Genomic DNA, 15,063 nt, shown 5'->3' with positions numbered 1-15,063 from the left:
ACTCAGAGTATTGCCTCTGTATGGCAATGCAATTCTCGCGAAAGAAGTATCTTGAGGTTATTTTGGTATCGGCTCAAACAAGGAAAAGAAAATGGGTTTTATGATTGAACATTGGGACTTCTCAACCCCAGAAGCAACTCAACAATCCACCACGGCAGAGCAAATTCAAGCTAAGCATTGGTACCATTGCGAACGGCTGCATCCTGATATTCGTGGTTGGCTGGAGCAGAACCAAGTGCCTCGTGCAACGGTTGATCATCTATTAGCCGACGAAAGCCGACCATCTTTCCATCCTTTAGATGACGAGAACTTCATGTTGATTTTACGAGGCGTCAATATGAACGGCAATGCATCACCAGAAGATATGCTTAGTATTCGAATTCTCTACTTTCAAGGCGCACTCATTTCAACTCGTAAAATTCCATCACGCGCGATCATGGAGATTCGCCAAGCATTAGCGGAACACAAAGGCCCAAAAAGTCTTGCCAGTTTACTTCATCAGATCATTGAAGGATTAAACAGTAAAATAGACATTTACCTTGATACAATTGAAGAAACACTAAACCAGTTCGACGTGAATGATGAGTCGACGTACAAACATATGGCGACTCAAAAAGCACTGATTTCTATCAAGCGTTTTATTCGCCCTCAGCAGTACGCTATCCGTGATCTTGTGGAGTCAGAATCAGAATTGATTGCTTTGAGACCTCATCAATATCGCTTCGCACACAATAATATTACGCGCATAAATGAAACACTTGAGTTTTATCTTGGAGAAGTGGCACTTTTCCAAGAAGAGATCAAACATCATCGTGATGAGAAAACCAATAAAAACAGTTACCTGTTTACTTTGGTAGCAACGATTTTTCTACCAACCAGCTTCTTAACAGGTTTACTCGGTATCAATGTTGGTGGAATGCCAGGCGTGGATTCCACCATGGCATTCACCTGGTTCTGCATCGCCTTAATTGTCATTTTTGGTCTAGAGTGGTGGCTATTTAAACGCTTGGGACTCACGAATAAAGCGGACGACGAAGACGAATAAACACTAAACCTATAAAGAACAAAAACCAAAAGAGGAGCACGCGGCTCCTCTTTTCTCTACTCACATTAGAATCTTATCCGGGGTGACCATCCACACGAGGGGTCACAAGCATCACACCAAAGCGCCACACAAATAGCCCAAACGCAACAATCCATAATCCGCCGCTGATATCAATCCACAGTATCATGTTCGCTGGATCAAAGATCACGGCGAAACTGCGAACCAAAGCTGCCGCGGTAATCGCTGCAAACGCAAGGCTCATGTTTGGCCCTTTGTAGATCATGCGACCAGTATGTCCCATCGTCACCCGTGTAATCATCGCTAAAATCAAACCGCCTAACGCACCTATCGCAAACAGGTGAATGAGGTTATGGCTGGCAAATGCATCTCCCCAGACGCCTCGCAAAATTAAGCTTAGTGGTAAACACAAATACGCAGCATGCAGCGACCACACTAAAGGCTCGCTCAGGGTTAACCAAGGTTTCCAGCGAACGAAACGCACCAACTGAGCAACACCTGCAAATAGCATCAAAGGACTACCTAGTTCTGCAAACGTCACAGGGAAAAAGCTCAGCACAAATAGCATTACCAATGGCAAGTTCGCGAACCACTCTAACCAAGCCAATGGTTGCGCTTTTTCGAAATTAAATCGACGCGCAGTAAAAAATGGAATCACACGTCCGCCCATCACTGACAACAGCAAGGTAAACCACCACAGCATTGCTTGCCACACCGCTGAAGAGCTAAACGGCGGCATACCTTTTATCGTTGCGTAGCTTGCAAAGTTCGCAAAGATGGCTAAAAGAAACAGTGGAACGAAAAACAAATTACGCCAACCTTTGGCTCGATACACACGAATGCCCACCTCATAGGCGACAAACAGTAAAAATACCGCTTCGATACTGCTGGTTAACCATAACGGTGCTTGTGTCCAAAGCAATATGCGGGGCACTAACCACAAGCCAAATAAAGCCAGAAGCATGTAATGCTTGGTACCATTAATGCCAGTCCAGTTTTGTACCGCGGTCAGTACAAAGCCAACTACAATGGCCATCGAAAAACCGAACAACATTTCATGTACGTGCCACCACAATGCAGGCACGGCTAATGCGTTTGGCTGTCCGCCTTGGAACATCCACACCCACAACGCAATCGCAACAATGGCGTAAATCGACCCAAACAGAAAAAACGGCCGAAAGCCTAATCGCAGCCATGCGGGGATTTTTTCTTCTACTTTTTTATCGGTGATATTCAGCATTATCTTGCCCTCAAGCGTCTCTCGATGCTGGTTAACTCAACTACATATTGATGCTACCATAAACATGTATAAAAAATACATGTTTATAATTAAGATTATACTTAAGAGGTAAAGTTGTGCTTCAGATGCGGGTTAGGTATAAACATGAGAGGCACAACTATCAGTTAAGGGATGCAACGACAATGTACATATTTGGCTATGGCAGTTTGATTAATTCTGCGTCACGTAAATTAACCGGACAAACGGGAGAAGCCATTCCCGTCATAGCACATGGGTTGGTTCGCTACTGGGGGAAGATTGACGACAGCTACAGCCTCTCTCCATTAGTGGTGAACCAAGGCGATGGACAGGTTAATGGCGTTTTACTCGAAGTGAATAAAGAAGCGCTCGCAGAATTCGACCGCCGTGAGCGAGGTTATCATCGTATTCAACTTCAGCCAGATCAAATCGAAACAGATGCGAGTTTTAACCAAGAACATGACATTTGGGTTTACGTAAAAGACGAGCCACTACCACCATGCGCAAAGAGCCCAATCATGCAAAGTTATGTTGATACCGTGCTGGCAGGTTGCTTGGAAGTTTCCCACGCGTTTGCAGAGCATTTTGTGCGTCACACCATTGGCTGGCAACACGCGAAAGAAAATGACCGCCATCAACCCAAATATGGCAACCTTGCAGGCGTACAAGATCACCATTATGAGTTGATTGATAATCTGATCAAAAAAGGAGCTTAACGGCTCCTTTTTAGTATCTATATTTTTGCTTACACGATCTTAAAACTTGTAATCAACACCAACGTACAGGCTGTCAAAATCAAAATCTTCGCTGCCACCGTTTTCGGCATCAATACTTACCGAAGAAGCACGGTAGCCACCAGATACAACCAAACCTGAAGCGAACTCATAACCAGCCTCAACACCGTAGTTAAAGCCTACATCACGACCATCATCGGTAACAGTGCTAGATGATTTCACTTCATAAGAAACACTCATTACACCAAGGCCAGCAATCGCACCAACATAGAAGCCTGTACCTGCAAATTGGTATTTAGGCTTCGCATTGAAATTGAACGCAGAAGCATCAACACTAAATTTAACCGGCCACCCCATGTAAGAAAATGTTTCTTCAAAGTCGCCAAAGTATATGTACTCACCTTCAAAAGCTAGTTTGAAGTTTTCTGAATATTGCAGCTCTTTACCTACAGCAAGGCTAAGACCTGTCGCAGAAAAATCTTTTGACAAGCTTTTAACTTTAAGATCTGAATTTACCAAATCAGCACCAACATACCAGTTACCTTTTGCTTGAACTGATGCTGAAGCAACCACTGCACCTAAAGCCAATAATGGCAATACTTTTTTCATTATAATTTCCTAATTTTTCATACTGTTAGACAGCTTTTAAAAGCGCGGTGATTATAAATAGAGTTGAATACTTTCCTATTGATTTATTTATAAAATGAGACACAAAACATAAACATGAACAATAAAACGTTTGCTTGTTTAAACTCTAAACAGCTCGACTTCTATTAAGTACTAGAGTTACCACAAGTAGCAAGTCTCCAAACCAGTCGCGTTTTTCAGTATTTTTACAGCAATATAATCCTTACGTTTACGGCTTTATTTATTACTCAATAGAGTCTATTTCATGAAAACAAGTTGGCTTGATATGATGATTTAAAGTGTTTAGGACTGTCTTACTAAAGGTTTGTGCATCTCTAAGTAGCTGTTTAAAATAGTCAGATTATTGAGCTCACACTTGGGCAGTGAGCAGTGCCGACGGGAAATTTACATGGCAAAGCTAAAAGATATCGCCATTGAAGCGGGCGTCTCACTTGCAACCGTATCGCGGGTTTTGAACAACGACCCAACGTTGAGCGTTAAAGAAGAAACCAAATACCGCATTTTGGAAATTGCAGAAAAACTGGAGTACCGCACCAGTAGCTCGAAGAAAGGCATCAAAGAAGCTAAGCAAAAACATCACTTTTTAGCCTTATATAACTACAAACAAGAAACAGAGGTGAATGACCCTTACTACTTATCAATTCGTCATGGGATTGAAACGCAATGCGACAATTTAGGTATTACGCTAACCAATTGCTATAACAGTGAAATTGATGTTGAAACGAAAAAGATAACAGGTGTCCTTTTAGTCGGAAATGTCGACCAAAAGGTAGTAGATAAATTACCTAAACGTCTAGCCGATAGCATCTGCTACATAAACTTTTCAGATCCAACCTGCCCTTATGATTGCGTTGATGTCGACCTTATTCGAATCAGTAGGCAAGTGGTTGATTTCTTTGTACAACGAGGCTACCGCCGCATCGGTTATATTGGCGGTCAAAACAAGCCCGACGCAGCTGACACTCGTGAAAATGTGTTTTTGGACTATGGCTATCTAAAAGGCGTGGTCGCAGAACAAGATATACACTATTGTGCCTGCTCTAGTTTGTCCGGTTATAACTTAGCGAAAGAGATGCTAGCCAAAGGTGACTTCCCGAAAGCAGTATTCATTGATTCAGACTCCATCGCGATTGGCATAGTACGTGCAATCCATGAATTTGGCTTAAAGATACCAGAGGATATTACGCTGATTAGTATGAATGATATTCCTACTGCTCGCTTTACCTTTCCGCCGTTGTCTACAATTCGTATTCACTCTGAGTTGATGGGAACTCAGGGAGTGAACTTACTAGTGGAAAAATACCGAGATGGACGCTTACTCCCTCTTCATGTATACGTTCAAACAGAGCTTAAACTACGTGGTACAACTCAATGATACCTTTTCCATTAATCTCTTTTATGAATTAAATCTGGAACATCCCCCCTAACCCAAGATATTCATTTTGCACAATCAGTACTGTTTCGGCGTAACGCCGATAACTCAGCGGGTAGTAAGAAGTTCAACAACAAATCACTCTAAGCACCATGAGTGCCCCAAATGTTTATCATTTAGAGGTGATGGTCGAAGAAACCAACTCGCGTAGCCAAATGCCTTTGTCTTCATTGTTTCGGCTGGAATGCCACAGCATGGCAATATCAAAATCCGCAACGGCGATCGGCGGCTTAACAGTAATGAGATCGTCCGAAAAGCCCTCCGCCAACGCCATTTTTTCTGGCACGATGGCAATGAGATCGCGCTTTTTCAATAGATGCCGAATAGTGAGAAAGTTGCGCGACGCCACGGTGACTTTGCGGCTCAAGCCATGTTCTGCGAGCTTTTGGTCTACTTGTGTCTTTAAGCTCCCATCGGGACTTACCAGAGCTTGCTCGATGTTCGCGAACGCTTCCAGAGACAGCTGTGTTTCCCCTTTCAACACCTGTTTATCACACATGCATACGTGTTTTTCGGTGTACAAGTACAAGCTCTCAAAGTTGTCATCCAACACCGGCATGCTGCCAATAATGACATCGAGCTTTTCGTGCTCAGTTAATGCCACGTAGTTGCTACGATTGACGTTAATAAAACTGATCTGCGCCTCTGGGGCGCGCTGGCGTATTTCGTCATAAAGCCGAGGAGCAAAGATAAACTCGGCATAATCCGTTAACCCGATGCGACATACACCCGCGTAATTTTCAGGTTGGAAGGCAGACTTAGTGAGCAAGTCTTTGGCGATAGAATCCAACAAGTGATGCACAGTTGGCGCGATGTGGTGAGCGTGCTCGGTGGGCTCCATCTTGTGCCCTTTTCGCTCAAAAAGCGGGTCGTCAAACAACAACCTTAAACGAGACAAACTATGACTCATCGCCGACTGGCTAACGTAACTTTTCTCTGCCGCGACGCTAACGCTTCGATAGCGATACAAGTAGGAAAACGTCACCAATAAGTTCAAGTCAATGTTGCGCCACTGAATGTCCTCTTTCACTCCAACATCCTCATCCCATTTCATTCATAGATGAAATTAAAATCATCAATTTGAGTCATTTTAGAGCATTCGATAAATTAGCAACAATGCTTTTTAGATAAACAGGCTCGACATGTTCACCATATTCAAAACTTTTTTCTGGCTGGGTTGGTTCAGCTTCGGCGGCCCGGCGGCTCATATTGGTTATTTTCGCCAAACCTTTGTTGAGAAACTGAAATGGCTTGATGACAGCGAGTACGCGCAAATTGTCGCGCTCAGTCAGTTTTTGCCGGGACCGGGCTCAAGCCAAGTTGGCTTTGCTTTAGGCTATAAACGTGGCGGTTTAGGTGGCGCATGCGCAGCATTTGTCGGATTCACGCTTCCTTCAGTGGTCATCATGTTGGCGCTGGCGATGGTGAGCAGCCAAATCACCGACACCGCAGTGTTCCAAAACATCGTTCACGGCCTAAAACTGCTCGCAGTCGTCGTCGTGGCGGATGCGACTTGGGGCATGTACAAAAACTTCTGCCAAAGTAAACTGACCGCGGGTTTGTGCGTCGCGACTGCGATTGCGTTGCTGGTGGCACCAAGCATCATGACGCAAATGTTCGTGTTGATCGCAGCAGGTTTTGTCGGAATGCGATATCTGAAGAAAGACTCCGCGCCATCAGCCGAGTCGTTTAAACCGTCTATCGCGCCATTAGCTCTATTTGCGATGCTTTTACTCGGCTTACCGTTAGTGGCTCATACGTTACCTTTGCTTGGGCTGTTTAGTGATTTTTTCCAAGCTGGTAGCTTAGTGTTTGGTGGCGGTCATGTGGTTCTGCCGCTTCTGCAAAACATTGTTGGCGACCAGCTCAGCCAAGATGCATTTTTAACAGGCTACGCCGCTGCACAAGCTGTACCGGGGCCAATGTTCACCTTTGCTACTTTTATCGGTTATGAGCTTTCGGATACGCCAATTTTAGGCGCTCTGATCGCAACGCTTGGCGTATTCCTCCCTGGGTTTCTTTTACTACTTGGCGTTCTTAAGAACTGGCAAGCACTGACAGGCAAACCGCTGGTCTCCGGCGCCATCAACGGTGTAAATGCCTCGGTAGTAGGGTTACTACTCGCGGCACTTTACCAGCCAGTATTTAGCAGCGCAGTTGTTGCTCCCATCGACATGGCGTTAGTGATTGCGGGTTTCTATCTACACAAAAAGCTCAACCTTTCGGTACTATGGATGATCGTGTTTTTTGTGGCAGCAGGCCTTGTCACGGGCATGATTTAGCCTGCTGATACGCCAACTATTGAATCTAGATAAACCACGGGCACTCAAATACGAGTGCCCTTGCTTAGATTAGATAGTGAAAACGGAACAGACCCCGATAAAAAGAGCATCACAAATTATGACTTAACTTCTCTCGGTTAAGCCATTGTTCATTCTTACCAACTTAACTGCATCATGACGAGAATGGACATCGAGTTTTTTGTACAACTTGTATATATGGCTTTTCACTGTACTTTCAGATAAAAAAAGTCTTGAAGCAATTTGTTGATTTGAAATGCCGTACACAAGTAGCTCTAGAATCTGTTTTTCTCTGCATGTTAACTCATCATGCTGCTGTTCTTCGGACAAATTTGCATGCCGATAATTGAGGACTAACTTCTCTAGGTACATTCTTGGTAGCCACAACCCACCTTTCAGTACGTATTCCGCGCCATCACATATATGTGTCACTGATGCACTTCGGAGCAAAATTCCTTTTAACAACTTCCAATGCAGTAAGTCCGTTTGTACTTTTTCACAAGGGACGTTGTGAAGCATAAAGGACCACCCAAATAGATCAAAATCTGGTAACTTTCCTTGTACTTCAAGCTGACGCATAAAATCGTAATCAATAAACATCAAATCGATACTGAGTGAGTGACTTCTGAACACCACTTCATCTGGTTGCATTATCTTTACATCGACATCATGAATGGAAGACAGCTGTTTTTTTATTAAGTTACTTTGTAAATTACTCTCAGCTAGCAGTATCAAGTGCTTCTTTTCCATAGTCCCACCACATTAACTTACCTGTTTCACCAACCCCCGTTAGAAAATTAATTGGGGATAGCAAAGAGAATTTATCTTCATTTTAAGTAGAAAATATAGCACTTCAGAATGATATCGCATTGCTTTTCAGCACCGAAAAAGACTTAAAAAGTATGAACCTGTTGTGTTTTTATCCATACTTTTCAACCTGTGTTAGCATAAAGATATGATTTATAATATTAAATAATAAAGATAATAATTGGATAAAATACCATTTATAAAAAATGGATGACTGCTCCGCTCAGTGCAATAGAACGAATTACTTCTTTATATTGGCTTCATTTCATACTTGATGAGTACTTAAAGTAAATACAAAAAATAACATTATGATTATGTTATTTTTTTCTTTAACACCTTAAAGAGACGCACCTAAATACTCCCTTCCAGCCTGAATCATTCTCAATAATGAGAACAGCTTTCACTGATCCTTTCTTATAATTTCATCGCTTCCCACAACATTTGAAGGAAGCAGCAAGAAGTTAAGTGCAGTCATTTTTAATCAGGAATAACAGGAAATGGAGTAATCGTTATGACTCTAAACAAAACAGGGCTTGCTTTAGCAATGTCAGCAATTTTATTTAGTGGCTCTCTAATCGCGAATGAGATCGATGATGGAGACGACAACATGCAATGGACTGACAGCGCTAATACCGATATCGGTTTATCTGGCAGCTTCAATGATAACAGTGACAATAGCGCATCTCTCGGTGTTGGTGATAGCTTCAACGACAACAGCGATAATAGTGCGTCACTAGGTATTGGTCATAGCTTCAACGACAACAGCGACACTGACAACAGTGCAACTCTTGGTGTTGATGACAGCTTTAATAACAACAGCGACAACTCAAACTCGAGCACTAACACAGCTCAAAGCCACAACGACAATAGTACGTCTAACGCTAACGACAACAGTACCAGTGCTGATCTTGATGTGAGCCTAAATAGTGATAGTAGTGATTCAAGTACTAACACAAATAGAAGCCACAACGACAACAGCGACTCTAGTACTACTGTAAGACGTAGCAACAACGACAACAGTGACTCTAGTATCAACAGTAGCTTTAACGATAACAGCGATAATCGTAATCAAAGCGACAACCGTAACCAGAGTGATAACCGTAGCTACGCTGATTCAAGCACAACAAACTCGAACAGCTTTAACGACAATAGTAACTATCAAAGTGACTCGAGCTCAACAAATGTTGATAGCTTCAATCAAGTCCATATGGATACAGATATGGTTGTTGCGAGCTCAAGCCTAATGGGTGGTGTTACAGGTGCATCAGTTATTTATGCAACTAACGCGGATGATACTCGAGTTCGAGTTGAAAACATGAACACCCTTGGTGGTCTTGGTGGTGCAGCTGGTATTACTACCGTTGGTCAGAATGCTGGTTCAAATTCACTTGTACAACAATCTGTTACAACTAATGCAAGTGTGTTTACTGGGGGTGAGTAACCGACTAGTAGGAGAAAGCGATGCGTTTGGCAATCTGTACTTTGAGTATGATAGTTGCCTGCACTGCACTCGCTGATGACATTGCATTATCTGGCGGAGAAGTTAGCTTGGATATCATGAATGAATCAAGAGGTGGACAAAATGTTGAACTCGACTTGGTTTATGCAGAATCAGATATCAATGGTATTTCGTCAGATAATGTCGCGTCAAACACCGTGAGTGGTAACAATATACTATCAAGTGGAGCGTTCGCAGACAGTTCGGGTATATCCAACGTAATTCAGAACAGCGGAAACAACGTTTTAATCCAGAACTCTACCGTCGTTAACCTGACACTCAAGTAAACAATATGAAAGTATTAAATAACTTAATTTGGCTGATGCTCGTTTATTCAGCATCAGCCATTTCATTAGAACTGCTACCTTACCGAGCACATTACTCTGTTCCTGTTAAAAGCTACAAAGAAATAGTGTTCGGTGATGTTTTTCGCCAACAGTATGACTTCAGCTGTGGCTCTGCCGCCCTGGCTTCTCTTCTCACTTTTCATTATGCAACAGAGTCATCTGAACAAGATATCTTCAAAAGCATGTTTGAAAAAGGTGATAAAGAAAAAATCAAAGAGAAAGGTTTTTCTTTGTTGGATATGAAGTTTTACTTGGATTCCATAGGGTTACGTTCTGACGGCTTTCAAGTAGGACTGGAGAAAATTAAAGAAGTCGGCGTCCCTGGGATTACTCTCGTTAATTTCGACGGGTATATGCATTTTGTTGTCATCAGAGGTATAAACAATCACTCAGTTATTCTAGGAGACCCTTCTAGAGGAACCATGATAATGAAACTGGATGAGTTTGAAAAATATTACCAAGGAATTGTGTTACTGGTCCGTAACGAAGCGGAAATGGGACGGTCTAGCTTTATAACCAATGATAATTTCACCGTATATCAAAGATCACCATTAAAAACAGGAGTGTCTAGAGATTCCTTAGGGGTATTTAGCATTACTCTCCCAGTTTCCGGTGAAAATTAATATAACATTGTTTTAAATAACTTTAAGAACTTAACAACCTGAAAGGCCTACATTATGAACTACAATAAATTTTTGTTAGTGCTTTGTATGCTAATACCTCATTTTAATGTGAATGCTAAAGATGTTGGCCTGAAAGAACTTACTCCTCTTTCAAATTTATCTTTAGAAGAATATCGAGGTGGTTTCCAAATTACGGACGAGTATATTATTAATATTGGATTAAGCATTACTACGACTATAAATGGCGATGATATTTTGAACACAAATATTGCCAACTTAGTAATTGAAAATGGTAATTTAAAAAACATTAGCGCAAATAGTGAAAATCAAAGTGGAGATGTTTTCAACCAGGGTATTGTTAACATCATACAATTTGGTGAAGGCAATATTATTGGAGATGATTCTATAGATTCACCCAAAATGCCTTCGTCTCAAAATCCTAATATAATAAGTTCAGACTTTATAAATTCAAGTATTATCAATATTATTCAAAACACGAAAGATAACAGTATTATTGGACTTAGCACGCTCGTAGACATTGATGCTCAAGTAAATGGGGTAATACGGGAAATCAAAGCAAACCAACAATTAGAAGACGCCTTATTGAACCACCTTCAATGAGCATTTCCATTTTTATCTGAAAAATTGTCACGTTAAGCTTCTTTGATATTAGAAACGACTGATATCTATGATTACATACCAAAAGAAAGTTCGATATATCAATCGGCCACCATCATTTTAAGAATATATACCTACTTTATCCAATATAATCCAATCAATTTATAATGCGAACACTAGGCGCTAACGATAAATTAGGCCCAAGACTCAAGGGCCTAATATCCATTTTACAAATTAAAAGGTACTCGTACTGTTAATTGAAAGTCGGGAGTATCTTCTGTAAGACCAGCTTGAGCACTAACATTGATAGATGAGCGTTCACTAAAGGCATAGTTTATACCAAAAGTTAATGCATCTAATTGAAGCAACTTAGCATCATCTGCCGATCTGCCATTTACTTTGCTTTTTAAAATAGTTTTATGGCTAAGTCCTAAAGAGAATGAAAGATCAGGATTCACCGCAAACCCCATTCCCCCTGAAAGAGAAATAGTGTCTCCAAGTTCAACATCAGCTTTTGTGTCGCCAACTGTAACAGTATCCTCTAAGTTATAAATATAACTTAGACTAGCGAACAAGACCGCAGGATCAACAGGGTGAATAAGAGATAAATTAGGCTCAAAACTCCAAAAACCCGAACCTGTAGGGACATCACTAAATGAGTTGCTTCCATCTTCAATAGAAACATCATAAGGCGATCGTCCTGTATCCGACTTTACTCTAAGGCCACCTACCCAGTATGGCGCAGACTCAAAGTTAAACTGGTGCCTCAATGCGAACTCTACATCACCAAGCCCTCCGCCATCCACCGTTGTGTTTACTACTTCACTGTTTGAACCATCTTGAATGGGGCGCGTAGAAACTTGGTCATTACGATACACATACGGCACTCTAACTTCTAACTCTGTGGCGTTTGTTAAACCGTACCGAGCAGTTAATCCAACGGTTACTGTAGTCCTATCCGAATCACTCACTTCAATTCGCCCAACAATCAGAGTTGGTAAGACTGTATACCCAACAACAGATACTTTGTTTGAAGAGTTTTGTGTATAGCTTAAAGACGAATCAAATGACCATTTACCTTTAGGTGTGAGAACGCCTGGGCGCTCAATAACATCACCAACCGTTTGGGCACGCTGAGGAATATCATCTCCTTCAGCACCATATGCATTCCCCGCAATGAATAAACTACAAAGATAGGTACCCAGTAAAGTCTTCCGTAACATCACATCTTTCCTTTTGCTGATGATCGTACCCAAGTAATCTCAGGCAATAGCTTGAGGTGAAGCTCCTAACTTTCCAAAGTAAGATTAGTATAGCTACTTCAAAACCACGACATACCTTTAAGTTTGGCGCTTTGAAGAAATTAGGAGACATTTATACTTATCTTCAACACTAAGCCACTAGTTAATAAATAATTAGGATAGATTCTATGTTTTCGCAATATTATTAATAAAATAAATTGCTTACCTGTGCTCTTAGTATGAAGTCGGTATGACATAACAGCTGAAAAGCCTGTTCTCTTTTGCGTAGCATCAATCACATTGCTTTTTAGATCGAGTCGCTCCGACTTCAACCATAACTAACGCTATCTTCCCCACATATTTCATCAAAATGCATTCCCGTGTCGCGATTTAACATGCTAAAGTTAACAATGCGTTAACAATTATAAATACAATGAGAAGACATGGAGTCACTTAAAATGAATCAGCCGAATCTAAATAGCGCTGCTGGTTGCGCTCTCCCACCACCAAATGAAATGATCCTCAAATGGGCTCAAGAGCGTCCAAATGAGGTCTACCTAAAACAAATTATTAACCGACAGTTTGTTGAGTACACATTCTCTGATGTTGCAGATCAAGCCTTAAAACTTGTCAGCGCACTACGCTCGCTTGGTGTAAAGCCTGGCGACAAAGTCGCGTTAGTATCTAAAAACTGTGCAGAATGGTTTATTTGCGATCTTGCTATGATGCTTGGTGACTATGTCAGTGTGCCAATCTTTCCTACCGCCGGTGCAGACACCATCGAATACTGTGTGACTCATAGTGAAAGTAAAGCGATCATTGGCGGAAAACTCGATGATCCCAAAGCAACTCAGCAAGTCATTGATGCTATGCCTGAACTCATTAGCATCGCTCTACCTTATGACACGGCACCAAAGTGTAAGCACGAATACCAAGCGCTCATTGCAGATGCAATGCCAAGTGAAGAGCGTCCGCAGCATTACGATGACAAGCTAATGTCGTTGGTGTATACCTCAGGTACATCAGGGTTACCGAAAGGCGCGATGCTAACTTACGGCGCATTCAGTTGGTCTGTTCAGCAACTGATCAATCATATTGGTATCCAAGAAAACGACCGATTGTTCTCTTATTTACCGCTCGCTCATATTACAGAGCGTGTTTATATCTTCGGTTCATCGATTATGGGTGGCGTGCCAACAGCATTTCCAGAGTCACTGGACACTTTTATCGAAGATGTGAAGATGCACCGACCAACTCTGTTTATCTCCGTCCCACGATTATGGACGCTATTCCAGCAACGTATTCAAGACAAACTTCCACAGAAGAAGCTCAATATTCTGTTGAAAATCCCATTCGTCAATTCTTTGATCAAGAAAAAGCTAGCAGATGGTCTAGGTTTAGATCAGGCTCGAGTATTAGGCTGTGGCTCTGCACCTGTCTCGCCAGCGCTGTTGGAATGGTACCACTCAGTGGGCCTTGATATCACAGAGGCTTGGGGGATGACGGAATCATTTGCCTACAGCACGCTCAACTACCCATTTAGAGCTGACAAAATTGGTAGTGTCGGTAATGCAGGGCCAGGCATTGAGTTAAAAATCGCAGCCGATGATGAAATCATGGTGCGTGGCAAAGGGCTATTTTCTGGCTACTACAAAAATGATATTGCCACCCAAGAGTCTTTTGATTCAGAGGGCTGGCTACACACAGGCGATATCGGCGCTATCGACTCAGATGGTTATCTAACGATTCAAGGCCGTAAAAAAGATAACTTCAAAACCGCCAAAGGTAAATTTGTCTCTCCGGTTCCTATCGAGAAAAAGCTTTTCGAGTACAGTCGCGTAGAGATGATGTGTCTCATCGGTTTAGGGCTACCCGCTCCGATTCTTTTGGTTGTGCCACATGACTTCCCTAACTTTGATCGAGAGCGATACGCACGTACCACACGTAAAGTTATTGCCAGGATGAATCAAGAACTCGCCTCTCATGAGCAAATCAAAGGTGTGTTAATGATTAAAGAACCTTGGAGTATAGAAAATGGCGTACTGACGCCAACGCTTAAAATTAAACGTCATGTGCTCGAACAAAAGTATCATGAGATAGGCCACAATTGGCCAAAAGATGAATTGGTCGTGTGGGAAGAAGACTTGTAATTTTGCTTGCACTCCTCAACACCATTGGGGAGTGCAACTTAACTTTGAGCTTGAATCAAACTCATAGACTACTCTCTCCAGAATGGCTTACTCACTTCACAACTAATCTCCCTTTCACCTAATCCAATATCGTCCCAAAGGTGCTTTGGTAACTCTCTCAAGTGACGACGTGTCTTATAGTTCCTTCTCCAAGCCGCCAGTTTAGAATAAATTAACTGTAACCCGCTCTGATGGGCAGTAGGTATAGTACGCTCACAAGTGTGTGTCATGTTTTCCATTTCAAAGATCCCTATACAATGTTGACCACTTAATAATCAGCGACTACGCTGATAACCTCAAACGAT

The 15,063-nt window shown here is 42.0% G+C and carries 15 protein-coding genes; 9 read left to right on the top strand and 6 right to left on the bottom strand.

Annotated elements, in window-relative coordinates:
* Window positions 1–91 precede the first annotated feature (91 nt).
* A complete protein-coding gene (locus R8N46_RS14365) occupies window positions 92–1,045 on the top strand; it encodes a CorA family divalent cation transporter (protein WP_005380188.1) in 954 nt (317 codons plus the stop codon).
* Between the two features lie 73 nt (window positions 1,046–1,118).
* On the opposite strand, the gene R8N46_RS14360 is transcribed toward R8N46_RS14365, so the two are convergent.
* A complete protein-coding gene (locus R8N46_RS14360; protein WP_115386268.1) occupies window positions 1,119–2,303 on the bottom strand; it encodes an NnrS family protein in 1,185 nt (394 codons plus the stop codon).
* A 182-nt stretch (window positions 2,304–2,485) separates the two neighbouring features.
* On the opposite strand from R8N46_RS14360, the gene R8N46_RS14355 reads away from it, so the two are divergent.
* Complete coding sequence (locus tag R8N46_RS14355) at window positions 2,486–3,037, top strand: gamma-glutamylcyclotransferase family protein (RefSeq protein WP_042521366.1); 552 nt, start codon at window positions 2,486–2,488, stop codon at window positions 3,035–3,037.
* Window positions 3,038–3,076: 39 nt separating this feature from the next.
* On the opposite strand, the gene R8N46_RS14350 is transcribed toward R8N46_RS14355, so the two are convergent.
* Entirely contained in the window at window positions 3,077–3,664 is a 588-nt protein-coding gene (locus R8N46_RS14350) for an outer membrane beta-barrel protein (RefSeq protein ID WP_017636001.1), read from the bottom strand.
* A 427-nt stretch (window positions 3,665–4,091) separates the two neighbouring features.
* Between R8N46_RS14350 and ebgR the strand changes: the two genes are divergently transcribed.
* Window positions 4,092–5,078: a transcriptional regulator EbgR gene (gene ebgR / locus R8N46_RS14345; RefSeq protein ID WP_115386269.1), complete on the top strand. Its 987-nt coding sequence runs from the start codon at window positions 4,092–4,094 to the stop codon at window positions 5,076–5,078.
* Between the two features lie 169 nt (window positions 5,079–5,247).
* On the opposite strand, the gene R8N46_RS14340 is transcribed toward ebgR, so the two are convergent.
* Complete coding sequence (locus R8N46_RS14340) at window positions 5,248–6,165, bottom strand: LysR family transcriptional regulator (protein WP_115386440.1); 918 nt, start codon at window positions 6,163–6,165, stop codon at window positions 5,248–5,250.
* Window positions 6,166–6,277: 112 nt separating this feature from the next.
* On the opposite strand from R8N46_RS14340, the gene chrA reads away from it, so the two are divergent.
* A complete protein-coding gene (gene chrA, locus R8N46_RS14335) occupies window positions 6,278–7,417 on the top strand; it encodes a chromate efflux transporter (protein ID WP_115386270.1) in 1,140 nt (379 codons plus the stop codon).
* A 123-nt stretch (window positions 7,418–7,540) separates the two neighbouring features.
* On the opposite strand, the gene R8N46_RS14330 is transcribed toward chrA, so the two are convergent.
* Window positions 7,541–8,185, bottom strand: coding sequence for a helix-turn-helix transcriptional regulator (locus R8N46_RS14330; protein WP_005380169.1), 645 nt, complete (start codon window positions 8,183–8,185; stop codon window positions 7,541–7,543).
* 568 nt (window positions 8,186–8,753) lie between these two features.
* Here R8N46_RS14330 and R8N46_RS14325 point away from each other — a divergent pair.
* From R8N46_RS14325 to R8N46_RS14310, 4 genes are read left to right on the top strand one after another with little or no spacing between them, the layout of a single operon-like run.
* On the top strand, window positions 8,754–9,683 hold the full coding sequence (locus R8N46_RS14325; RefSeq protein ID WP_005391691.1) for a hypothetical protein: 930 nt from the start codon (window positions 8,754–8,756) through the stop codon (window positions 9,681–9,683).
* Window positions 9,684–9,703: 20 nt separating this feature from the next.
* Complete coding sequence (locus R8N46_RS14320; RefSeq protein WP_005380167.1) at window positions 9,704–10,027, top strand: hypothetical protein; 324 nt, start codon at window positions 9,704–9,706, stop codon at window positions 10,025–10,027.
* Between the two features lie 5 nt (window positions 10,028–10,032).
* Window positions 10,033–10,710: a C39 family peptidase gene (locus R8N46_RS14315; protein ID WP_005380165.1), complete on the top strand. Its 678-nt coding sequence runs from the start codon at window positions 10,033–10,035 to the stop codon at window positions 10,708–10,710.
* Window positions 10,711–10,764: 54 nt separating this feature from the next.
* Window positions 10,765–11,331: a hypothetical protein gene (locus R8N46_RS14310; RefSeq protein WP_005391689.1), complete on the top strand. Its 567-nt coding sequence runs from the start codon at window positions 10,765–10,767 to the stop codon at window positions 11,329–11,331.
* Window positions 11,332–11,555: 224 nt separating this feature from the next.
* Here R8N46_RS14310 and R8N46_RS14305 read toward each other — a convergent pair whose 3' ends face one another.
* On the bottom strand, window positions 11,556–12,551 hold the full coding sequence (locus R8N46_RS14305; protein WP_005380160.1) for a transporter: 996 nt from the start codon (window positions 12,549–12,551) through the stop codon (window positions 11,556–11,558).
* Window positions 12,552–13,027: 476 nt separating this feature from the next.
* Here R8N46_RS14305 and R8N46_RS14300 point away from each other — a divergent pair, with 476 nt between their 5' ends.
* Window positions 13,028–14,719 (top strand): AMP-binding protein, encoded by a 1,692-nt coding sequence (locus R8N46_RS14300; protein WP_005391687.1) that lies wholly within the window; start codon window positions 13,028–13,030, stop codon window positions 14,717–14,719.
* 68 nt (window positions 14,720–14,787) lie between these two features.
* Here the strand turns inward: R8N46_RS14300 and R8N46_RS14295 are convergent, their stop codons facing one another.
* Complete coding sequence (locus R8N46_RS14295; protein ID WP_224721253.1) at window positions 14,788–14,988, bottom strand: DUF1127 domain-containing protein; 201 nt, start codon at window positions 14,986–14,988, stop codon at window positions 14,788–14,790.
* Between the last annotated feature and the right edge of the window lie 75 nt (window positions 14,989–15,063).

Origin of the sequence: Vibrio sp. 1874, assembly GCF_033344395.1 — a bacterium.
GTDB lineage: Bacteria > Pseudomonadota > Gammaproteobacteria > Enterobacterales > Vibrionaceae > Vibrio > Vibrio alginolyticus.
Note: the sequence above shows the minus strand (reverse complement) of the source record. Positions and strands in the feature narration are given on the sequence as shown.